This window comes from Eggerthella lenta DSM 2243 (genome assembly GCF_000024265.1).
Lineage (GTDB): Bacteria > Actinomycetota > Coriobacteriia > Coriobacteriales > Eggerthellaceae > Eggerthella > Eggerthella lenta.
Map to the genome: position 1 here is coordinate 689,822 of NC_013204.1, position 20,796 is coordinate 710,617.

A 20,796-nucleotide genomic window follows, 5' to 3' on the forward strand; every position below is an offset into this window, starting at 1 on the left:
CTTCTCGGTTGGAAGCGTAGGGTTCGTCCTTGCAAGAACGGATGCTTCTAAGGAGGGGCATTCATCCGAGTAGGAGGAAGGAACACTATGAGCAAAGGCATGGAAGGCGGAGTTTCCCGTCGTTCGTTCCTGAAGGGCGCGGGCGTCGCTGCCGCCGCCGTGGCGGGTTCCGCCGCGCTGGCCGGCTGCGCGTCGGGTTCGACGGGGGCGGCTTCGGGCGATTGGATGCCGAAGAGCTGGGACTACGAGTGCGACCTGCTGGTCATCGGCTACGGCGGCGCGGGCATGTGGGCGTCCCTCATCGGCGCCGACGAGTGCGGCCAGGAAGTCATCGTGCTGGAGAAGGCTCCCGAGCGCGGCGGCGGCAACAGCTCCATCAACAACGGCGAGTGGACCATCGTCGAAGAGAACGAGAAGGACCGCTTCGCGAAGTACATCAAGGCCTTCACGCACGGCAAGACGCCCGAGCCGATGATCGACGCCTGGGTGAACGAGTGCGCCCGCAACACCGAGTACGCCGACAAGTACGGCATGACCTACGAGGTGTCCGAGGTCGCGCTGGCCGGCGCCATCCCCGAGTACTACTTCTTGGACGACAACGCCTACGAGGGCTCCTGCAAGCTGTCCTCCGTCGACGGCTTCGGCATGCTGTCGTTCCACGAGCTGGACGCGCAGCGCGAGAAGCTGGGCGTGCAGGTCATGTTCGACTGCCATGACGAGCGCCTCATCCAGAACCCGGACACCAAGGAGATCGTCGGCGCGTACACGATGATCGGCTCCGAGGAGAAGGCGGTGAAGGCTCGCAAGGGCGTCATCCTGACGCTGGGCGGCTTCGAGTTCAACGAGGACCTCAAGAACGAGTACCTCAAGTGCTACCCCTTCAAGTTCGAGGGCTGGCAGTACAACACGGGCGACGGCATCAAGATGGTCGAGGACGTGGGAGCGAAGCTGTGGCACATGGACATGGCGATCTCCATGTACTCCATGTGGACGCGCGACCCCGAGAACGACTTCTCCATCCTGTACTTCATGCCCGGTTTCAGCTACTTCAACGTGAACCGTCTGGGCAAGCGCTACGTCAACGAGAACAGCATGGGCTCGCCGCACAACGGCTGGCACACGCTGCTGTCGTTCGACGACTCCATCGACGACTTCGACCGCATCCCGTCGTGGGGCATCTTCGACCAGACCTGCTTCGACGCCGGCAAGCTGTCCACCAGCCAGGGCGATTTCTTCGAGTGCGGCAACTTCGCCAGCGACCTGCCCGACGAGATCCGCGCATGGAACGGCTGGAGCCAGGACAACAAGGCTGAGCTGGATAAGGGCTGGATCCTCAAGGGCGACACCATCGAGGAGCTTGGCAAGAAGATCAAGGAGTTCGACCACTGGATGGACGTCGACGCCTTGAAAGCCACGTTCGACGAGTACCAGGCATTCTGCGAGGCAAAGAAGGACGCGCGTTTCGACCGCTCCGAGAAGACGCTCGAGAAGCTGGACGACGGCCCGTACTACGCCATCTCCATCTACCCCGGCTCCTGCTCCACCTTGGGCGGCCCGATGAAGAACGAGCACGGCCAGGTGCTGGATCCCGCCGAGAACCCCATCCCGCGTCTGTACGCGGCGGGCTGCTTCGGCAACTTCCAGAGCCACAGCTACGGCATCACCGGCGGCAACAACGCCGAGAACCAGGTGTGGGGCCGCATTTCCGCCCGTCACGCCGCGGGTCTCGAGCCTTGGGACGCCAAGTAGCATCCTCCCTTCGCTGATCGGTTCGGCGCTGCGCTCCCCAGCGGCGCCGGATGCGACTCAACCCCCGCGCCCGCCGCTCCCTCGGCGGGCGCATCTGGCGGGAAACCGCCTTCCGAACTGCAATACGACTGATAGGAGAAGCGCATGACCGTGCAAGCACACATCGACGACCGGCGCCTCGTCGTGCTCGCCGTCCTCGGCGTCGTCCTCGCGCTCACGGCCGCGATGTGGACGCTCGCGGGCTGCGCGCCGAAGGCGGAGCCCTCGGCTCCGGCGGCGTCCGAGCAGAAGGACGGGAACGGCGGCTCTTCGGCCATGGACGGCCAGCCGGTGAACTGGACGATGGACTCCGACTGCTCGATGTGCCACACCGTCGAGGCCGCGTCGGCGACCGACGCGTCCTGCCCGCAGGCCTCGGCCCACGAGGCCGAGGGCGTGACCTGCGTCCAGTGCCACACCGACGAGGCCGTGCTCTCGACCGAGCACGCCGACGTGAAGTTCGGCGACAAGGCCGCCACCAAGGCGACCGTGGTCACGGTGGACCCCGAGACCTGCATCTCGTGCCACGGCACGATGGAGGAGATGGCCGCCAAGACCGCGGACTCCACGGCGCTCACCGACGACAAGGGCACCACGGTGAACCCCCACGACGACCCCTCTAACGAGAAGCACGACGCCAACCCGGCGACGTGCACGAGCTGCCACAACAACCACTCGAAGGACCAGGCCAAGGACGCGATGAAGTACTGCGCCCAGTGCCACCACCGCGGAACCTTCGAATGCGGCACCTGCCACGAGCTCCGCGAGCGCTAAGAAGCAACGAACAAGCATATCCGCCCGAGACGGAATCCCCTCCCTCCCTTTCCGTTTCGGGGTCATCGAAGACCCGGCCCCTCCCTCGGCCGGGTCTTTCGCGTTGGGATCTTCGCGACCTGGCCTTATGTCGGGCACCTGACAGCGTCAGCTCCTGACATTCGTTGGCGTTGTCGCCCGAAAGCCTCGTTTTCGAGCGCGATTCCGCGTTTTTACGGGCGACAACGTTCTCTGTGAGGCCTCTGCGTCTTCGCTATACTGGGTCGAACGACGGAAGGGGACGGCATGGAGCGGGAACCGCGCTACTTCGAATACGGCGAAGCGGAGGTCGCGTACCTTGCGGCGCGCGATCCGAGGCTGGGCGAGGCGATGGCGGTTATCGGACGCATCGAGCGCGAGGTGCACCCCGACTTGTTCGCTGCACTCGTGAACTGCATCGTGGGTCAGCAGATAGCGACGAAGGCGCAGACCACCATTTGGAACCGCATGCTGGAGCGGTTCGGCGAAGTGACGCCCGAGGCGATGGCGGCGTGCTCCGACGACGAGCTGCAGCAGGTGGGCATCTCGTTTCGCAAGGTGGGCTACATCAAGGGGGCAGCCGCGCGCGTGCTGTCCGGCGAGGTGGACCTCGAGGGGCTGGCCGAGCTATCCGATGACGAGGTGTGCCGCACGCTGTCGGCGCTGCCGGGTATCGGCGTGTGGACGGCCGAGATGCTCATGACGTTCTCGATGCAGCGACCCAATATTCTGAGCTGGGGCGATCTGGCCATCCATCGCGGCTTGCGCATGGTGCACCACCACCGGCGCATCACGCCCGAGCTGTTCGCGAAGTACCGCCGCCGCTACACGCCTTACGGCTCGGTGGCCAGCCTCTATCTATGGGAGGTGGCCGGCGGCGCCATACCCGGCATGAAGGACTGGGCTCCGAAAAGCGAGAAGAGGTAGGGAGGGGCGCCGAACGCGGTGCGCGCGTTTCGCCGTATGTTTCACGTGAAACATCGGTTCGTCCGAGTTTTGCTTTCCGCAGTCGTTGTCAGCAATGAAAAAGAGACCCGTCGGATCATCCGACGGGTCTCTTCGTATCCCGTGGTGGGCGATGAGGGATTTGAACCCCCGACCTTGTCCTTGTAAGGGACCTGCGCTCCCGCTGCGCCAATCGCCCGGTTTTCGTCGCCTTGCGGCGAGCACCTATTCTCGCATAGAAGGCGCGTTCGCGCAACGAATCCCCAGGAAAGCCGCATCTAATCTGCCGCACGTTGGAGCGGCGTGGGATTTTGCGGTGCGGCGCATGGAATTCGCGTTGGAAACGGAGGTGCGAAATGTGTAATCGGCGTTGGAACGACGTCGCAAACGGGTAAGGTCCAGGCGGCTTTTCATGGTGAACTGTGCCATGAAAACGTGAGATGAGCTGGTCATACTGAAAGGAGGGAAAACGGCGGAGAGGACGAAATGAAACGGAGCAGAACAACCATCATCGGCATTGCCTGCGGGCTGGCATGCGCGGCATGCGTGTTCGCCTACGCCCAGGGCGTGCGGGGAGAGGCCGACGCGGCGCGCGCGGAAGCTCTGGCGCGCTACGGGGGCGAGCAGCTGGAAGTGTGCGTGGCTAAGCGCGACATCGCAGCGGGGGAGTCGGTGGACGCGAGCGCGGTGGAGACGCGGTTGTGGGTGGCCGACTTGCTGCCCGCGGAAGCATTCCGATCGTCCGACGACGTGGTGGGCAAGAAGGCGTCGTCGACGATCCTTGCGGGCGAGGTGCTGTCGGAGCGCCGCTTCCGCGATGCGGGCAGCCGCCTGGACGTGCCCGAGGGCCTGACGGCGCTCAGCGTGCCGGCGAAGGACGTGCAAGCGGTGGGCGGCGCCGTGGCGGCCGGCTCGCGGGTGGACGTTTACGCCACCGGCGGCACGTCGACCGATGTGCTGGCGAGCGGCGTGCTGGTGTTGGCGACCAGCGCAAGCGCGCAGGAGTCGACAACCGACGCGAAGGTGTCGTGGATCACTGTGGCCGTCGCGCCCGAGTCGGTGCAGGAGATCGTCGCGGCGGCGCAGAAGACGGAGCTGTACTTCACGTTGCCGGGAAGCGAGGGAGAGCGATGAGCGGATCTTTGGTGGCGCTGTGCGCCGATACGACGAGTTTGCAGCATCCGGAGTCTATAGGGTTGGCGGGAGAGAACCTGGCTGCACAGGATTGGCTGCGCATTTTCTCCTCGGCAGAGGAGGCGCGCAGGTTCCTGCGCACGGATCGCCTGGTTGACGAGGTGTGGGTGGCGTCGAGCGACGACGTCGCTCCCATCAACCTGGCGGCCACGCTCAAGCGCGACCGCAGCGATCGCTGCGTGTGCATGCTGTCGTTCGAAGACACGGGTTCGCTGAAGAGCCGCATGAGCGCCACGGGCATTGACGCCTCGCTCACGCGTCAAGCCTTGGCCGAGCGCTACGTGCGTCGCAAGCAGGCCTTCGCCTGCCCGTGGCCCATGGCGGCGCCCGCAGCCCCGCGGCAAGCGCCGATGCCGGCGGCGATGCCCGTCTCGGTTGCTCCGGCGACCGCGCCCCAGCCGGCGCGGTGCGACGAGCGCCGCCCGGGCGCGCGGGCCGGGTTCCTTTTCCCAGTGGTCAGCGGAAGCGGCGGCGCGGGCAAGAGCACGGTGTCCGTGCTGTCGGCGCTCTTCGCGCAGAGGATGGGCTACAACACCTTGCTGCTGGATTTCGACCTGCAGTTCGGCGACGCCCCGGCGCTCATGGGCGTGCAGAACCCGTTGGCCGTCGATGACGTGCTGGCGGTGCCGTCGCGCCTCGATCAGCTGCGGTCGGACGGTCGGATGCCGGCGCTGTTGGCCGCGCCGCGCCATCTCGAAGACAGCGAAGCGGTGGTGGAGCGGGCGCCCCAGCTGCTCGACCAGCTGACGGCCCGGTTCGACGTTGTGGTGGCGAACACGGGAGCCGCCTGGGCCGAGCAGCATGCCCTGCTACTGGAGCGCAGCTCGAAGGCGCTGTTCCTGATCGATCAGCGGCCGTCGTCGCTGCGCGCCTGCCAGCATGCGCTCGACCTGTGTGCGCGGTGCGGCATCGCGACCGGCCCTTTCCTGTACGCCGTCAACCGATGCTCCAAGAACGCCCTGTTCACGTCCATCGACGTGTCATGCTCGCTGCGCGGGGCCCACGTGTTCGAGCTCAAGGACGGAGGCGGCGAGGTGGAGGAGCTGCTGGGCGCGGGGCTTCCGTTCGATCTGCTGGCGTCGAGGAACGATTTGTGCGCGAGCCTCGAGCGCGTGCTGTCGGGCGTGCTGCCGGGCGATAGGCGCGCGTCAGCCCCGCCCGAGGAAGGCGCTTCTCGGGGGCCCGGTTTCCGCTTGCCCGTCGGCAAGAAGCCGCGCCGTCGCCGGAAGGAGGCCCCATGTCTCTGATGAGCCGCGTGCGCGACATCGACGACGTGCCGACGCTCGCCGCGAGTGCGGACGACAACGCGCTGGAACGGCTCAAGGAGCACATCCAGCGGTTCGTGTCCACGGACGATATCGCCGCCATCATGGCCGAACAGCCCAGCCGCGCCCGCAACGAGTTGAAAAGCGCGTGCCGTCAGGCGTTCGAGGACGCTTCCTGGGCGGGCGTCTCCCAGCGCGAGCAGCAGCGGCTGACCGACGGGCTCATCGACATGGTGTTCGGGTTCGGGCCGCTCGAATCGCTGCTGGCCGACGATTCGGTCACCGAGATCATGGTGAACGGCCCTTCCGACGTGTTCTTCGAGCGCGACGGCCGGCTGCATCGCAGCGAGCAGCGGTTCGCCGACGAAGGCCAGCTGCGCGCGCTCATCGATCGCGTGCTGGGGCCGTTGGGGCGCCGCATCGACGAGGCGTCGCCCATGGTGAACGCGCGGCTTCCCGAAGGGCACCGCGTGCACGTGATCATCCCGCCGCTTGCGCTGGACGGGCCGGTGATGACCGTGCGCAAGTTCGCGAAGCGGGTCATGACGTTGGACGACATGGTGGCCACGGGGTCGTTCGACGAGGCGATGCGGACGTTTCTGGTGTGGGCGGTGCGCGCTCGCAAGAGCATCGCGGTGTCGGGCGGCACGGGAAGCGGCAAGACCACGCTGCTCAACGCGCTGTCGTGCGAGCTGCCGCCCTCGGAGCGCATCATCACCATCGAGGATTCGGCCGAGCTGAGGTTCTTGGAGCATCCGCACGTCGTGCGCCTGGAGGCGCGTCCCCGCAACGCGGAGGGCACGGGCGAGGTGACCATCCGCGACCTCGTGATCAACGCGTTGCGCATGCGCCCCGACCGCATCGTGGTGGGCGAATGCCGCGGCGCCGAGGCGCTGGACATGCTGCAGGCCATGAACACCGGCCACGACGGGTCGCTGACCACGCTACACGCGAACTCGCCCGCCGACGTGGTGTCGCGCCTCGCGACGATGGTGCGCTACGCGGTGGACCTGCCGGTTGACGTCATCGAGTCGAACGTGGCAAGCGCCTTCGAGGTGGTGGTGCAGACGGCTCGCGCGCTGGACGGGTCGCGGTTCGTGTCGGACGTGGCCGAGCTCGTGTACGACGGAGGAAAGCGCTGCTGCAGGGTGCGCCCGCTGTTCATGCGGGGGCTGGCTGAGCGTGTGGGACGCTGGGTGGCCCTTCCGGCCTGGATCGACGAGGTGGCGGACATCGGCGTTGCCGAGAGAGAGGAGGTGGAGCGATGGAAGCGCACGTCGTGCTTGGCGGCGTAGGCGTGCTCGCCGCGTTCGGATGCGGAGCGGCGGCAAGCGCGTCGGTGGCGGGTCGCGCTCGGCGTCGGACGGCCTCCCTGGTTGGCGAGGGGGACGTCGGATCGTCGCGCGTCGCCTGGCTGCTGCGCAACGGGGTCGGCTGGACGCGGCCGGTGACGCGTGCCCTGCTGGGCAATCGCGCGCTCGCGGCGCTCATGCGCGAGGCTGTCGGCGTGGTCGATGCGCGCGGGTTGATGACGACCGAGGAATCGCTCTTGTCGGTATGGATTGCGGCGATGGTTGGGGCGGGGATGTGCGCGGGCGCAGCGGCAGGCTCGGTCGTGTGCGGCATCGCCGTAGCCGTGTGCGCGTGCGCTTGCGCGGTCGTGTGGCTGCGCACGGTGCAGGACAAGCGCCGCGACGCCCTGCGCGAGGGCATCCCCGACGCCCTGCGCTCCATGGCCGTGTGCTTCCAGGCAGGCTTGTCGCTGCTGCAAACGTTCCAGCAGGTGGCAAGCGAGGTGCAAGGCCCGCTGGGCACGCTGTTCGCCCGCGCGGCCCACCAGCTGGAAACAGGGGAGGGCGCCGGGCGCGCCTTGGAGGTGCTGCGCAGGGGCTCGTCGGTGGCCGAGCTGGCGTTCGTCGCGGTGGCGCTGGACGTGCAGCATCAGGCGGGCGGCAGCATGAAGCAGGTGCTGGACGCGGCTCGCGACACGGTTCAGAGCGAGATCGAGCTGCGACGCGCGCTGCGCGTGCAAACGGCGCAGGCGAAGCTGTCGGCGCGCGTGGTGAGCGTCCTGCCCTTCGTGCTGATAGCGGTGTTCTCGCTGGTGAGCGAAGGCTTTCTGGATCCGTTCTTCGCCAGCCCGATGGGCATGGCGCTGCTGGCGATCGCGCTGGGCATGCAGGCCGCCGGCATCGTGGCGGTGCGCCGCATGCTGGCCGTGGAGGTGGGCTGATGGAGGCCGTGCAGGCGCCTTTCCTGATGGCTGCGGCTGTGGCCGCCGCCGGGATCGCCGGAGGGCTGGCGGGCTCAACGCTTCTTCGGAGGCGCGACGCGACGGCGCGACGCGAGCGGCTGCGCAAAGCCGCCGACGTGCGCGACGCGCAGGAGGGTTTCGACGCGGGCTCGCGGCTCGTGCGGTACGCGACGGCGCTCAGCCAGCGGATCGCCCTCGGAGCGACCGAGGCGCTTTCCCGTCGGCTGCGGCTTTCGCGGGCGCGAGCGTGGTTCTGCGCGCGGGCGAAGCGGGCGGGCTTGGAGCAGGCCGTGTCCCCGGAAGGGTTCTGCGAGGCCTCGATGAGGCTCGCATGCGCCGGAGGGCTGGCGGGCGCGCTCGTCGGCTCGGTGCTCTCCACGGAGCTTGCCGTACTCGGCGCCGTCGCAGGGGTTGCGGGCGGCGCGGCGGCGATGCCGCGAGCCGTCAAGCGGGCGCAGCGCGAGCGCGCCGACGGCTTGGAAAGCGACCTCTCGGAGATGCTCGAGGTGGTGGCGCTCGGTCTTCGCAGCGGGCTTTCGTTCGACCGCGGGTTCGCGCTGTACGGGTCTCACTTCGATTCGGACTTGGCGCGTGCGTGCGTCGGCGCCCAGCATGCCTGGTCGCTGGGCTTGACGAATCGCGAAGACGCGTTGCGCGACCTGGCGGCCTCGTACGACTCGCCGCTGTTCGCGCGCGTCGTGGAGAACATGGTGCGCTCGCTGCGCTTCGGCTCGTCGCTGGCCGAGGGGCTCGAATCGGCTGCGGCGGAGGCGCGCGCGGTGCATCGGGCGCAGGTGGAGGAGCGGGTGGCGAAGGCTCCGGTGAAGATGATGGTGCCCACGGGCACGCTCATCCTGCCGGCCATGCTGCTGCTCGTGCTGGGGCCGGTGCTGCTCGAACTGATGGAAGGAATGTAGGAATGAGGAGGTTCGCCCATGGAGACGTACTGGAGATGGATGGCGAAGGCGACGTGCCGGGTTCGGAGAGTGCTTGCTCGAGAGGATGGACAGGGCACGACGGAGTACGCCATCCTCGTCGGAGTGCTGGTGGTGATCGCCATCATCGCGATCACCGTGTTCCGACCGAAGCTGCAAGAGCTGTGGGACAGCATCGCCGACGGGATCAACGCGCTGTAGAGGAGAAGGGCGGCGCGGTGATCCGTGCGGGCTCGTTCAACGAATGCGGTCAGGGCACGGTCGAGTTCGCGCTGGTGACGGCCGCGTTCTTGGCAGCAGTCATCGCGCTGGGCGCCCTGTGGCGCGGTTTGGAGGCCGGCATGTTCGTCGATCATGCGCTGATGTCGGCTTCGCACCATATCCAGATGACGATGCCGGGATCGGTCGCCGATGTGTTTTTGTACTGACGGGTTCGGAAAGGAGGGAGCGGGTATGCGACGGACGTGCGAATCGGGCCAGGCCACGGTGGAGGCGGCGTTTCTGCTGCCGGTGCTGTTCGTCGGGCTCCTGCTGCTGATGCAGCCGGGCATCCTTTTGTACGATCGGCTGGTGATGCAGGCGGCCGCGTCGGAGGGATGCCGCCTGCTGGCGACCAAAACCGCTGCAGCGGGCGACATGGCCGAGAGCTGCGAGGCGTTCGTCCGCCATCGCCTGGGAGCGATCCCTCCCGTACCCTGCTTCCACGTGCACGAAGGCGCGTGCAGCTGGGACATCCGGTTCGAAGGCGACGAGCGCTCCGACGTCGTGCGCGTCACCATCGCGAACGAGGCTCGTCCGCTGCCGCTGCTGGATGCTGGCGGCGCTTTGCTCGGCATCGTGAACGGCAACGGCAACCTCGAAGTGCGGGTGACGGCGGAGGAGTCTGCGCAGCCGTCGTGGGCGCGCTCGTCCGATGCGGGCGGCGACCCGGCGGGATGGATCGGGGCGTGGGCGTCATGATGCTCGATGCGTTCCACGACGAAGAGGGCATGACGACGGTGGGCATGGTGCTGGCGCTGCTGGTGACGCTTGCGCTCGTATTCTCGGCGGGGCAGGCGTACCGGGTGGGCTCGGCCTCGTCGGAGGTGCAGAACGTGGCCGATGCGGCGGCTCTGGCCGCGCAGAACGAGGTGGGCGAGTTCATGATCGTCGTGCGGGTGTGCGATGCGGCGGTGCTGTCGCTTTCGCTGACGAGCCTCGTGGCGACGGGGCTGGGCGTGGCCGCGCTGTGCACGCCGGCCACCGCCTCCGCATCCGAGACCCTGCTGAAAGCGGGGCGCGACGTGGCCTATGCGCGCGACCGGTTCGCCGAGAAGGCGGCCGACGGGCTCGACCGCCTGCAACGGCTGCTGCCGTTCCTCGCCGCGGCGAACGCGGCATCGGTGGCGTCGGCGAACAACGGGGCTTCGTCGAGCTACGTGGCGCTCGCGCTTCTCGTGCCCGCTTCGGGGAAGAAGATCGCGGTGGACGGCGCGGCCGAGCTCGAAGACGTGGCCGAGGCGGTGGGCGACGAGGCCGACGAGGTGCGGCAGGCGGCCGACGAGGCCGAGCGCGCCGCCGAGCGGGCCAACGAAGCGAAGCGCCGTGCATTCGAGCACGACTGCGGCCTCGATCCGTCCTATTGCATGTACGAGCGCGCCTCTGCATTGGCAGGCATGAGCGGATCGGAGAACCCGCTGTTCAGAAGCGTTGACGCCTGGTCGTTCTCCGTGGCGCTCAAGCGCGCGCAAGCCTACTATCCGCGGCGACTCGCCGTGGAGGCCCCGGCGGACGGCTCGGTGGAGGAGCAGGCGCGCTCGGCGCTGCGCAAGCGGTTCTACGCCTTCGCCGCCGACGAGGTGGGGCGCGGATACGTCCATGAAGGCGCCGATTCCTTCGACGCGTGGTTTCCGCGCCTTCCGAAGAACACGGAGGAGATGAGGTCGACGGCGCTGTACACCGAGGCCGCGTACCCCTGCACGGTGGACGAGGAAGGGCGCGCCACGGCTCATGCATGGGCCGGATGCCCCGCTGCGGCCGGGTCGGGAAGCCTCGTGTCGATCGCCCAGACGGAGGCGGAGCCGTTCGCCGAGTGCGCGGAATGCGGCTTCTCGGCGGCCAGCATGGGCAAGGTGGCGGCCGCCTCGTCGTCCATCGACAACGGCTTCGAGTACCACTACGAAGCCGTGGCGAAGGCGGCCGGCGAGTACGAGGAGGCCCGGGCTGAGCTGGATCCGCTGGCAGACGAGGTGAAGCGGCGTGCGGGCGGCTTGTTCGACGAGGTGAAGGACGCGCTCGCCAAGGTGGCGGGCAAGCGCCTCTCTGCGCAGCCGCCGGGACGCTACGGCGTGGTCGCGCTGGTCGCGAACACGGCAAGCGTCGCCGCATCGAGCGGTTTCGACAGCTCGTTCGTGCGGGGAGGGGGCGCGCTTGGCGCGCGGGCGGCGGTTTCGGCCGCCACGCTCGTCGCCGACTCGTCCGACGAAGGCGCCACCGTGGTGTCGTCGCTGCTGGACGGCGTGAAGGGCCAGGGAGGGGCGGCCGTGGGCGCGCTGGGAACGGTGCTCGACTGCTGGTCCGGCTTGCTGGACGCGTACGCGCAGGGCCAAGAGGCGCTCGACGATTCTGTCTCGTCGGCGTTGGACGGGCTGCCTCTCGCGGGGGCCAGCGGGTTGGGCGCGTGGGCGGCAGGTGCCCTGCGCGAGGCCGTGCGGGCCGCGGGGCTCGCTCCGGCCGAACTCGACGCGCTCAAGCCGGTGTTGGTGAATTCGGCGCATGTCGCCGAGCGCGACGAGGGGGCGTTCGGCGCGCGGCTGCTCTCGCTCAAGGAGCAGGCGATCGAGCATCCGCTCGGGTCGAACGACGTGTTCGCCTCGATCGTGGGGACGGTGGAAGCCGAGGCTGTCGAAGGCATCCAGGGGTTCGACGGCACCATCGAGATCGCCGAGATCGAGCTATGGGACGGCGGCCCGTCGTTCCCGGTGAAGGTCGCGTTGCCTCAGGCGGCGAAGGACGCAGCTGCCGACCTGGTGCAACGGACGGCTGACGGATTGCGCGGCGTGTACGCGCAGGTAACGGGGGTGCGGGTATGGGAGTGATGCGAACGTGCGACGAACGGGGTCAGATGACGGTCGAGCTCGCGGCGGCGTTTCCGGTGCTGATCATCGTCGCGGTCATCGCGGTGAACGCGCTCGCGTTCTTCTCGGAATGCGCCGCGTTCGACAACGTCTTCCGCGACGCGGTGCGCGTGCATGTGACGTCGCCTGCCGCGGGCCAGGGTATCGAGCAGAGCAGCGCCCTGGTGCAGACGGCGCTGTCTGCCGCGTTCGATGCGGAGAACGAGGCGGTGCGCGTGTCGGCGGAGGCGGTTTCGGGGGGCCATACGCGCTTCACGGGCACCTTGGAGTACATGCCCACGCTGTTCGGCCTGGGGTTGCGCTCGACGGTGTTCGGGATCCCCCTGCCGCCGCTGACGCATGCGGTCAGCATCGCGGTCGACTGCTACAAGCCGGGGGTGCTGCTGTGAGCGGGTCGACGGTAGGCGCCCGTCGCCGCAGGCGTGCTTGGGCGGTCGTGGCTACGCTCGTTGCGGGGTGCGCGCTGGCGCTCGCGTTCGCGCAAGCAGATCGGCCGAGCGTGCTGCACGAAGCGATGCGGACGACGGCCGAATCGAGCGGCGCCGGTCCTCCTGCGGGCTTCGAGGACGAAGCGTTGCGGCTCGAAGGACGACAGGACGTGCGGGTCGACGAGCGCAGCGGCGTGCTGGGCTTCACCCGCTCGGACGACGTTGCGGACGCGCTCGCTGCGATCGAGGGGGAGTTGCTCGCCAAAGGATGGAGTGGGGTGCGCAGCGGAAACGAAGGAAGCGAGTCGTTCGTGAAGGATGACGGCCGGTATCGATGGATGTTCGTCGCCTGCGTGGACGCAGGCGGATCGACCAGCGTCGTCGTGCGCTACACGACGGAGGAAGGAGCGTGACGTCATGGTGGAACCGAAAGATCCGTCGCTCGGTGCGTCTGGTCCCGAAGGGGACGCGCGCGTTGGGCGGCCGTTGCTGATAGCCGCACGCTTTCGCCGCAAGGCGAAGGGGCTGCTGTTCTCGCCCGAGCATGCCGGGGCGCTGCTGCTCGCGCCGTGCAACGACGTGCACACGGCGGGCATGCGCCATCGCCTCGACATCGCGTTCGTCGACGCGCAGGGGCTGGTGCTCGAAGCCCATCGCGACGTGGAGCCGTGCCGGAGGCTGCGCAACAAAAGCGCAGAGGCGGTTGTGGAGAGGTTCTCGTCCTGCGCGACCCCGTGGTTCACGGCGGGCGATCGCGTGGGAGTGGTTTGCATGAAAGGAGATCGGAAATGAAAACGTGTCCGACTTGCGGGGCTCGCGCGTTCGACGACGCCGAGGTGTGCTTCGGCTGCCTGCATCGCTACGGGGAGGAGCCCGTCCGTCCGAACGTCGCGATGCCGACGATGCCGTCGTCGCCTGGAACGGGGCACTGTCCGACGCTTCGTCCCAAGGCGGCTCCCGCTGAGCCGAAACCTCCTCAGGAAGCGCCGCCGCGCGACGGGGCGGGGTGGACCGTTCGGTTCGAGTTGCCGGGATATGCGCCCGTGATGGAAGCGGACGGTCGGGAAGGCGGAGTGGTCGTGCGGTTCCAGCCGAGCGACGAGGTGGGAGGGGCTGGCGACGGCGGGCGGCGGGTTCCGCGCGGCACCCATGCGCGCGATGCGCCGTCGGAGAACCGCGCGTCGGCGAGCGCGGCAGGCCGCTCGTGACGGCCCCGATCGCGCTCGTCCTCGCGGCCGGATGCGCGGGCGGGCTGATCGGCGCGTTCTTCGTGCCATGGTCGGCTTCCGTGCTTCTGGGACGCGCCTATCGCCGCGCTCGCTCGTGGTGGTGGGATTCGCTCGACGCCTATCGGGCGTTCAAGCAGGCGCATCCTCTCAGGGAGCCTTCGCCGCGCGCGGCAGGAGCCGAGGGGTCGCTGGGCCTGTGGCGGGCTCAGGCGCTGCGCGACGCCCAGGCGGGGAGCCTTCCCCGCGAGCGGCTGCAGGCGCTGAACGAGGCGGGATGCGCGGCTGGCGCGCCCGAGCCTTCGCGCAGCGAGGCCGATCAGGAAGCGCGCTGCTCGTTTCGAGCGAAACGATGGCATCGCTGCCTTGGCGCCCTCGTCGGAACGGTGTTCGGCTGCGCCGTCGCGTGGTGCGCAGGTTCGCCTCTGGTCGCGGCGGCGTTGGCGGTAGCGGCGACGGCCATGGCTGCGGCCGTGATATGCGATCTGCAGGCGAGGATCGTGCCGCTCGAGGCGTGCGCGGCCCTCGCGGCGGCGGGCGTCGTCTTCCAGGCGTCGACCGCGGGGCTTGAGGGCGTGCTGGCCGGGTGCGCCTTCGCCGTGTTCGCGGTGCTGTGCTGCCTCGCGCTGAACCGGCTGTTCGGAAGGACGGGGCGCGCGCCCGTGGGCTACGGCGACGTGCGCTGCATGGCGGCGCTTTCGCTGGCCAGCGGCGTCGCGACGCCGGTGGGGGCGGCGCTTTGCTACGGCGGCGCGGCGGCGTTCTCGCTGGCGGGCATCGCCGCGGGAAAGCTCTCGTGGAGAAGCGGTATCCCGATGGCGCCGTTTCTTGCGGCATGGCTGGTCGGAGGCGCGTGCGCGTGCCTGCACGGTATGGGATGAATCGATGAAAAGGAGTTGAGCATGAACATGATCAAGAAAAACACGGCATCGAGATTGGACAAGGTCAGGGCGTTGCTCGTCGTGGGCGAGGAGGACGGCGGTTCCGAGATCGTGCAGACGGTCATCGTGCTGGGGTTCGCGGTGGGTTTGGGGGCTGCGCTGCTGTTGCTGCAGGGCAACATCCAAACCGCCATCACGAAAGCGGGAACCTCGGTGACCGACATGTTCTCGAAGATCACGTCCGGTGCGGCGTAAAGGACGCTCGGAACGGGGCGGCAGCGTCGTGGCGTTCGTCATCGCGCTGCCCCTGCTGCTCCTGTTCCTGTTCGCAGTGGTCGATCTGGGGCGCTCTGTGTTCCTGTCCATGGCGCTCGACGACGCAGCGCATGCGGTATGCGAGGCGGCATCGGGTCATCCTGCGGGCGATGTCGCGGAATCACAGCTGCGCGAGGCGGCTTTCGCTGCGGCGCCGGCGCTCGACCGCGACGATCTGCATCTGGACGTCTCGGTTCGCTATGGCGAGTTCGAGGATCGCCCTTACGAGCATCGGTTCTACAACGAGAGGACGGATGCGTACGACGAACGAACGTCGTTCGCCCGATCGCGGCCGGTCGAGGTCGCGCTCGTGCTCGAGGGCGCGTACCTCACGCCGCTCGGCGCGGGGCTGTCGAGCGGAGGCGAGGGATCCGGTCGGTTCGCGTTCCGCGCCCAGGTTCGCGGCGCGGCCGACGCAACGGTGGAAGGAGGCGCGTGGTGATGAGGGGCGAGCGGGGAAGCGAAGTGGTCCAGTTCGTGATCGTGCTGCCGCTGCTGTTGGCGGTGGTGTTCTCGATCGTGCAGCTTGCGGGCATGACGCTTGCGGCCAGCCAGCTGTCGTCCGAGATCACGCGCGCGTGCCGCCAGCTCGATGCCACGGGGTTCGAGCTGGCGGCGAACAAGGAGCGGTTCGTCGAAGAGGGCATCCTGGGCGCGTCGACCCAGCTCGACCCCGCTCGCCTGCATGTGGAGCACGTCAGCTGGACGAGCGAGCGGACGAAGCGGGAGCAGCCCGTGCGCGACGGAGGAGCCATCGAAGAGCAGTCCACGGTGATCGAGGCATCGTACGACGTGAGCTATCTGCTGCCCGCCGTCGCCGATCTGCCCGGTCTGGCAGGCCGCGTGCTGAAGCGTCACGTGCGCTGCTCGTTCGTGGATGGGCGTGCGATAGAGATCAGGCAGGAGGGGCTATGAACGCAAGTGATCGTCGGGACGAGCGCGGATCCGCGCTGCCGCTCGTTCTTGTGGCGGCTCTCGCGCTGTTCGCCGTGTTGGCGTTCTCCGTCGATCAGGGCATCGCCTACGCGGCGAAGGCGCGCCAAGAGAACGCGCTCGATGCGGCGCGGGCAGCCTGCATGGACGCATCGTTCGCGCTCGTGGCGAAAAACGCGGACGATCCGGGCCGCATGGTGGCCGACCGCGTCGTCCGCACCGCGCGCGATGCGGGGTTCGAGGGGAAGGCGTCCGTGTGGTTCTACGAAACGCCGGAGGAGAGCGTCTCTTCGACGGAGCGCCACTGGGTCGTCGGGATGCAGTTCGAGGAGGAGTCGCCCACGGTGTTCGCGCGCGGGTACGGCATCGAAGGGCTGCCGGTGGCGTCGTACCGGGTGCTGACGGCGATGCCCTATGCCGGGGAAAAGGTGTGGCGGCCGGAAACGAGGCGCTGCGGACGATACGACTACCCGGCGGGAGCGACTGCGGACTCATGGACGTACGAGGCGCTGAACTCGCTCGACGCCTTTCCGGCGGAGCTTGCCGAAGCGGCGCGGGCGACGTTGGCCGAGAGCGGGAAATAGGCCGGTTCGATCCGGCGGAAACGAGAGAGAGGAACCGATTATGGTGATGGGCGGCAACGGCGGTGATGCGACGGCGTGGGGCGGAGGCTTCGCAGCGCGGGCTTCGCGGCGTGAAACGGACGAAGGCCCGGCGGCTGGAAGCGTCGGAGGAGGCCGAACGGGATACGTGACGCCTCGGGGAGGCGCGTCGGCTGCAGCGTCGATGCCGGCTGCAGCGGCGGATCGCGCGAAGCCTGCGATGCCCAAGCCGCGGAAAGGGGATACCGTCCGGGTCAAACGGCTGGCGACGATCGTCGCCGCCTCGGTAGCGTTGACGGCGGTGTCGGTTTCGTACGGCGTATGGTCCGCCGCCGCGTCGCGCGCAGCGGTGGAGCACGCCACGGCCGGCGCGCTCCCCACGCTGGTGGCTGCCGCGGACATCCGCGCGGGCGACGCTATCACGGCCGAGGCCGTTACCGTGCAGGACGTTCCCGCAACGTACCGGGCGGCTTCGGCGCTCGGCGGCGAGGCGCTCGATGCCGAGGGGCTCGCTGCGGGAGGGCGTGCGATCGTCGATATCCCGGCGGGAACGCAGCTGTCCTCGTCGTTCGTGACGGGGATGGGAGGCGATCGCCTCTCGGCCGAGCTGGGAGCGGGCTTGCAGGCGGTGACGCTCGCGGTGGACGTGGAAACCGGGCTCGCGGGCCACGTGCGGCCCTACGACACGGTGCGCATCGTGTCTGCGGAGGGCGCGTCGGCAGGCGAGGCGTTCCTCGAGACGGTGTGCGAGCGCGCCCGCGTCGTTGCGGTGGGCGACGATGCAACCAGCGTGCAGAGCGGTTCCGCCTCCGTCACGGTGGAAGTGTCGCCCGAGGAGGCTGACGCGGTGCGCGAAGCCCAGTTCGCAGGGAGGGTCAGCCTCGTTCTCGTGGCTGCCGACGATGCGTTCGAGGAGGTGGGCGCCGATGGACAGGACGACTGAGCGTGCGCTCAAGAGAGCCGTGCGCGACGAGGCGGCCGTGCGGTTGCGCGGCGATGCCGTCGGCCCTGACGCGGTCGAGGCGCTCATCCGCCGGCTCGTGGAGGAGATTGCGAGCGAGTCGGGCATTTCGCTACCCCCGTACGAGTTCGAGGGGCTTGCGAGTGCGATGATCGACGACTTTCTCCGCTACGGGCCGCTCCAGCGACTGCTGGAGGACGAATCCGTCACCGAGATCATGGTCAACGGCGGCGGCATCGATCTGGACGATCCGGCGCTGCCTTTTCGCGCCCCCATCGTGTACGTGGAGCGTGCCGGGCGCATCGAGTACCGTCCCGATGTGGAGTTCGACGATGCGGAGCACGTGCGTCGCATCATCAACAAGATCGCCGAACAGTCGGGCAAGCGATGCGACGACGCGCACGCCATGGGCTGCGCGATGCTGCCGGGAGGCCGGGCGCGCGCCACCTACGTGGTGCCGCCGATCGCGCCGGACGGGCCGGCGCTCAACGTGCGCACGTTCTCGTCGAGCATGCTGGGCATGGAGGATCTCGTGCGCATGGGTATGCTGACCGACGGGATGTCGCAGTTCCTTCGCGCGGCGGTGCAGGCGCGCTGCCCGCTTGTGATATCGGGAGGCACCGGATCGGGCAAGACCACCCTCTTGGGCGCTCTCTCTGGGTTCATCCCTCCCGACGAGCGGGTGATCACCATCGAGGATACGCCCGAGCTGCGCCTGCAAACGCCGCATGTGGAGCGGATGCAGACGCGCGAGGCGAACACGGAGGGCGAGGGATCGGTGAGCATGCGCGAGCTGGTGGCGTTGTCGCTGCGTCGTCGTCCCGATCGCATCATCGTCGGCGAGTGCCGCGGCGCGGAGGCGTACGACATGCTGCAGGCGATGCAGACCGATCATCCGGGCTCGATGACGACGGTGCATGCCAACGATCCGGGAAACGCCATCAGCCGTTTGCGTACGATGGTGGGCTACGCCGACGGCGACCTCAGCCGCGACGTCATCGTCCAGCAGATTGCCGAGTCGTTGCAGGGCGGCCTCGTCGTGCACGTCGAACGCATGCAAGACGGGGCCCGCCGAGTGACCAGCATCGTGGCGATCGATCCGCTTCCCGAAGGGAGCCTCGTCATCCCGCGTGCCGAGCTGTTCGTTTTCGACGTCGAGGGCGTCGATGCGTACGGCGCCGTCGCGGGCGAGTGGCGCGCGTGCGGCGTGCAGCCCCAGCGCATCAAGGAGCGCATGCGCGCATCGGGCGTATGGTACGACCCCGCTTGGTTTTTCGATCGATGAGGAGGGCTGAAGCATGATAGGACTCGTGTTGCCTTGGGCGCTGGTGGCGGCATGCGCTGCAGCAGGCGCTTGGGCGTACGCGCTCGTGCGGCAGGAGCGCGCGGCGTATCGCGGTCGGGTGCTGAGCGATCGCGGTCTCTACGAAGCGGGCGAAGCCGCCGCGACGGAACGGAAGAAGCCGAAGCTTCCGAGGCTCGCCCGCGCGCTGCATGAAGCGGGGGTCGAGACACCGGCTGCGAACTGGGCGGCGGGCGTCGCGGCTATCGCCTTCGTCTCGCTTTCGCTTGCCGCGGCGTTGACGGGAGATCCGGGGATCGGGGCGGTCGTCGGCGCTGCGGCCCTCGCGACGGCGGGCGTGCGGCTGCATGTGCGGCGCTTACGGCGCAGGGAGCTGCTCGACCGGCAGCTCGCCCGCGCGCTTCCCCAGATCGCGGCCAGCGTGCGCAGCTCGCTCACGCTCGAGCGCGCGCTGCGCACGGCCGCGTCGCACGTCGAGGACCCGCTTCGCGAAGAGCTCGCCCGCGTGCTGGCCGACACGGCGTACGGGACGACGCTCGCGATGGCGTTCGAGCGCATGGCGCGCCGAACCGACAGCCCCGACGTGCGCTCGCTCGCCGCAGCCGTCAGGATTCAGCAGCGGTTCGGCGGTGCGGTCGCGCCCGTGCTCGACCTGATCGCCGCGCATGCTGCAGCGCGGCTGCGCACGTCGCGCGAACTGAAGACCGAGCTTGCGGGCACGCGCTTGGCGAAATGGTTCGTCGCGCTCGCCATGCCGGCGATCTTTTTCATCATGTTCGCGACGAATGCCGACTTCTCGCAGTTCTATCGGGAACAGCCGCTTGGTTGGATCGTGCTGGGTGTCGCGGGGTGCTCGGAGGCGTTCGGGCTGTTCGCCTGCCAGCGCATCACGGCGATGGATCGGAGCCGAAGGTGATCGCGGGCGGAGCGGGCGCGGCGGTTTGCGCGATGCTCGTTCTGGGGGCGATAGGCGGGCTCGCCGCTTACGAAGCGTTCGTGCGCTACGCGGCTCCCGCGCGTCGCGACGTCGTCGCGCCATCGTCGGCGAGCGCCTCGAAGGATGGCCACCGTGCGGGCGGCGCGTCGCGGCGCCGTCGTGCAACCGAGGCTTTCGGTGCGTTCGCTGCGTTTCTCGATAAACGCGTTCCGCTCACGCGCGCCGACGTCGAATCGAGCCGCGATCGTTTGAGCAGGGCGGGCGTGGAGCTTGAACCGGAAACATGGAGGAGCATCCGTGTCGTGTCCGCGTTGGGATGCGCGGGGCTTGCAGGGGTCGCCGCCGCGGGCATGGGCTTCGAACCGCCCGCGTTCGCGGGCGCGGCAGCTTGCTGCGCGGCATGCGGCTGGATGGCTCCGTCCTGGGCGCTATCGCGAAGGGAGCGCAACCGAAGGAGGGCGATCGAACTCGCGTTGCCCGACGCGATGGAGCTGCTCGGCATCGCCATCGCGGCAGGCTCTCCGATCGAGCAATGCTTCCGCGAGGTCGCGGAAAGCATGGACGGCCCCCTGGCACGGGAATTCTCGCTCGTCGACAGGGAGGTGAACCTGCTGGGCCGTTCGCGCGAGGAGGCGCTTGAGCACCTGGGGCAGCGGTGCCGCAGCCAGGACGTCAGCGCATTCACCGCCCAGCTGATGCAGGCGGTCAGCCAGGGGTCGTCCTTGACGGAGGGTCTAGCTGTCCAAGCGGCGCTGGCGCGCGAGACGGCGCAAGCGGAGGCGATGGAGCGCATCCGCAAGATGCCGACGAAGCTCGATATCGTGCTGTCGCTGTGCTTTCTGCCGCCCACGGTCGCGCTCGTCGTGGTTCCGACGGTGGTCAATCTGCTGAACTTCTTGAACGATTCGATGGGATGAGGGG

25 protein-coding genes and 1 tRNA gene are annotated in these 20,796 nt (G+C 68.6%); 25 read left to right on the forward strand and 1 reads right to left on the reverse strand.

Annotation, left to right across the window (positions count from 1 at the left end):
* Positions 1 to 87: 87 nt before the first annotated feature.
* From ELEN_RS02660 to ELEN_RS02670, 3 genes are all read left to right on the forward strand, one after another.
* The gene (locus ELEN_RS02660; RefSeq protein WP_015760033.1) at positions 88 to 1,749 is read left to right on the forward strand and encodes an FAD-dependent oxidoreductase; all 1,662 of its coding nucleotides are present in this window, start codon (positions 88 to 90) and stop codon (positions 1,747 to 1,749) included.
* A gap of 144 nt (positions 1,750 to 1,893) precedes the next feature.
* Positions 1,894 to 2,562 carry a cytochrome c3 family protein gene (locus tag ELEN_RS02665; protein WP_015760034.1) on the forward strand — a complete coding sequence of 223 codons (669 nt, stop codon included), beginning with the start codon at positions 1,894 to 1,896 and terminating at the stop codon, positions 2,560 to 2,562.
* Between the two features lie 285 nt (positions 2,563 to 2,847).
* Positions 2,848 to 3,507 (forward strand): DNA-3-methyladenine glycosylase family protein, encoded by a 660-nt coding sequence (locus ELEN_RS02670; protein WP_009608197.1) that lies wholly within the window; start codon positions 2,848 to 2,850, stop codon positions 3,505 to 3,507.
* A 142-nt stretch (positions 3,508 to 3,649) separates the two neighbouring features.
* On the opposite strand, the gene ELEN_RS02675 is transcribed toward ELEN_RS02670, so the two are convergent.
* Positions 3,650 to 3,724, reverse strand: a tRNA-Val gene (locus tag ELEN_RS02675).
* 287 nt (positions 3,725 to 4,011) lie between these two features.
* Between ELEN_RS02675 and cpaB (ELEN_RS02680) the strand changes: the two genes are divergently transcribed.
* From cpaB (ELEN_RS02680) to ELEN_RS02785, 22 genes are all read left to right on the forward strand, one after another.
* Positions 4,012 to 4,659 (forward strand): Flp pilus assembly protein CpaB, encoded by a 648-nt coding sequence (gene cpaB, locus ELEN_RS02680; RefSeq protein WP_009608013.1) that lies wholly within the window; start codon positions 4,012 to 4,014, stop codon positions 4,657 to 4,659.
* Positions 4,656 to 5,966 (forward strand): CpaE/TadZ family protein, encoded by a 1,311-nt coding sequence (locus ELEN_RS02685; RefSeq protein ID WP_015760035.1) that lies wholly within the window; start codon positions 4,656 to 4,658, stop codon positions 5,964 to 5,966. Before cpaB (ELEN_RS02680) ends, ELEN_RS02685 begins: the two co-directional genes overlap by 4 nt.
* The gene (locus ELEN_RS02690; protein WP_009306149.1) at positions 5,957 to 7,279 is read left to right on the forward strand and encodes a TadA family conjugal transfer-associated ATPase; all 1,323 of its coding nucleotides are present in this window, start codon (positions 5,957 to 5,959) and stop codon (positions 7,277 to 7,279) included. The genes ELEN_RS02685 and ELEN_RS02690 overlap by 10 nt, the downstream gene beginning before the upstream one ends.
* The gene (locus ELEN_RS02695; protein WP_009608040.1) at positions 7,249 to 8,217 is read left to right on the forward strand and encodes a type II secretion system F family protein; all 969 of its coding nucleotides are present in this window, start codon (positions 7,249 to 7,251) and stop codon (positions 8,215 to 8,217) included. The genes ELEN_RS02690 and ELEN_RS02695 overlap by 31 nt, the downstream gene beginning before the upstream one ends.
* Positions 8,217 to 9,155 carry a type II secretion system F family protein gene (locus tag ELEN_RS02700; protein ID WP_009607990.1) on the forward strand — a complete coding sequence of 313 codons (939 nt, stop codon included), beginning with the start codon at positions 8,217 to 8,219 and terminating at the stop codon, positions 9,153 to 9,155. The genes ELEN_RS02695 and ELEN_RS02700 overlap by 1 nt, the downstream gene beginning before the upstream one ends.
* A gap of 18 nt (positions 9,156 to 9,173) precedes the next feature.
* Positions 9,174 to 9,374: a Flp family type IVb pilin gene (locus ELEN_RS02705; RefSeq protein WP_009608195.1), complete on the forward strand. Its 201-nt coding sequence runs from the start codon at positions 9,174 to 9,176 to the stop codon at positions 9,372 to 9,374.
* 17 nt (positions 9,375 to 9,391) lie between these two features.
* Positions 9,392 to 9,601 (forward strand): hypothetical protein, encoded by a 210-nt coding sequence (locus ELEN_RS02710; protein ID WP_009608145.1) that lies wholly within the window; start codon positions 9,392 to 9,394, stop codon positions 9,599 to 9,601.
* A 25-nt stretch (positions 9,602 to 9,626) separates the two neighbouring features.
* Positions 9,627 to 10,133, forward strand: a complete 507-nt coding sequence (locus ELEN_RS02715) for a TadE/TadG family type IV pilus assembly protein (protein WP_009608079.1) — start codon at positions 9,627 to 9,629, stop codon at positions 10,131 to 10,133.
* The gene (locus ELEN_RS02720) at positions 10,130 to 12,250 is read left to right on the forward strand and encodes a pilus assembly protein TadG-related protein (RefSeq protein WP_227110448.1); all 2,121 of its coding nucleotides are present in this window, start codon (positions 10,130 to 10,132) and stop codon (positions 12,248 to 12,250) included. Before ELEN_RS02715 ends, ELEN_RS02720 begins: the two co-directional genes overlap by 4 nt.
* Positions 12,241 to 12,678 carry a hypothetical protein gene (locus ELEN_RS02725; RefSeq protein ID WP_227110440.1) on the forward strand — a complete coding sequence of 146 codons (438 nt, stop codon included), beginning with the start codon at positions 12,241 to 12,243 and terminating at the stop codon, positions 12,676 to 12,678. Before ELEN_RS02720 ends, ELEN_RS02725 begins: the two co-directional genes overlap by 10 nt.
* A gap of 47 nt (positions 12,679 to 12,725) precedes the next feature.
* Positions 12,726 to 13,130, forward strand: a complete 405-nt coding sequence (locus ELEN_RS02730; RefSeq protein WP_081434180.1) for a hypothetical protein — start codon at positions 12,726 to 12,728, stop codon at positions 13,128 to 13,130.
* A gap of 4 nt (positions 13,131 to 13,134) precedes the next feature.
* Positions 13,135 to 13,509 carry a DUF192 domain-containing protein gene (locus ELEN_RS02735; RefSeq protein WP_009608011.1) on the forward strand — a complete coding sequence of 125 codons (375 nt, stop codon included), beginning with the start codon at positions 13,135 to 13,137 and terminating at the stop codon, positions 13,507 to 13,509.
* Positions 13,506 to 13,925 (forward strand): hypothetical protein, encoded by a 420-nt coding sequence (locus ELEN_RS02740; RefSeq protein WP_009608056.1) that lies wholly within the window; start codon positions 13,506 to 13,508, stop codon positions 13,923 to 13,925. The genes ELEN_RS02735 and ELEN_RS02740 overlap by 4 nt, the downstream gene beginning before the upstream one ends.
* Positions 13,922 to 14,824 (forward strand): prepilin peptidase, encoded by a 903-nt coding sequence (locus ELEN_RS02745; protein ID WP_009608153.1) that lies wholly within the window; start codon positions 13,922 to 13,924, stop codon positions 14,822 to 14,824. The genes ELEN_RS02740 and ELEN_RS02745 overlap by 4 nt, the downstream gene beginning before the upstream one ends.
* A 21-nt stretch (positions 14,825 to 14,845) precedes the next feature.
* Positions 14,846 to 15,079 (forward strand): hypothetical protein, encoded by a 234-nt coding sequence (locus ELEN_RS02750; RefSeq protein ID WP_009306161.1) that lies wholly within the window; start codon positions 14,846 to 14,848, stop codon positions 15,077 to 15,079.
* A gap of 28 nt (positions 15,080 to 15,107) precedes the next feature.
* Positions 15,108 to 15,581 carry a TadE/TadG family type IV pilus assembly protein gene (locus ELEN_RS02755; RefSeq protein WP_009608061.1) on the forward strand — a complete coding sequence of 158 codons (474 nt, stop codon included), beginning with the start codon at positions 15,108 to 15,110 and terminating at the stop codon, positions 15,579 to 15,581.
* On the forward strand, positions 15,581 to 16,054 hold the full coding sequence (locus tag ELEN_RS02760; RefSeq protein WP_009608007.1) for a TadE/TadG family type IV pilus assembly protein: 474 nt from the start codon (positions 15,581 to 15,583) through the stop codon (positions 16,052 to 16,054). The genes ELEN_RS02755 and ELEN_RS02760 overlap by 1 nt, the downstream gene beginning before the upstream one ends.
* On the forward strand, positions 16,051 to 16,656 hold the full coding sequence (locus tag ELEN_RS02765) for a hypothetical protein (RefSeq protein ID WP_009608064.1): 606 nt from the start codon (positions 16,051 to 16,053) through the stop codon (positions 16,654 to 16,656). Before ELEN_RS02760 ends, ELEN_RS02765 begins: the two co-directional genes overlap by 4 nt.
* A 166-nt stretch (positions 16,657 to 16,822) precedes the next feature.
* On the forward strand, positions 16,823 to 17,617 hold the full coding sequence (gene cpaB, locus ELEN_RS02770) for a Flp pilus assembly protein CpaB (RefSeq protein ID WP_227101181.1): 795 nt from the start codon (positions 16,823 to 16,825) through the stop codon (positions 17,615 to 17,617).
* The gene (locus ELEN_RS02775; protein ID WP_009608003.1) at positions 17,601 to 18,920 is read left to right on the forward strand and encodes a TadA family conjugal transfer-associated ATPase; all 1,320 of its coding nucleotides are present in this window, start codon (positions 17,601 to 17,603) and stop codon (positions 18,918 to 18,920) included. Before cpaB (ELEN_RS02770) ends, ELEN_RS02775 begins: the two co-directional genes overlap by 17 nt.
* 13 nt (positions 18,921 to 18,933) lie before the next feature.
* Positions 18,934 to 19,854 (forward strand): type II secretion system F family protein, encoded by a 921-nt coding sequence (locus tag ELEN_RS02780; protein WP_009306167.1) that lies wholly within the window; start codon positions 18,934 to 18,936, stop codon positions 19,852 to 19,854.
* Positions 19,851 to 20,792 (forward strand): type II secretion system F family protein, encoded by a 942-nt coding sequence (locus ELEN_RS02785; protein WP_009608092.1) that lies wholly within the window; start codon positions 19,851 to 19,853, stop codon positions 20,790 to 20,792. Before ELEN_RS02780 ends, ELEN_RS02785 begins: the two co-directional genes overlap by 4 nt.
* Positions 20,793 to 20,796: the final 4 nt, after the last annotated feature.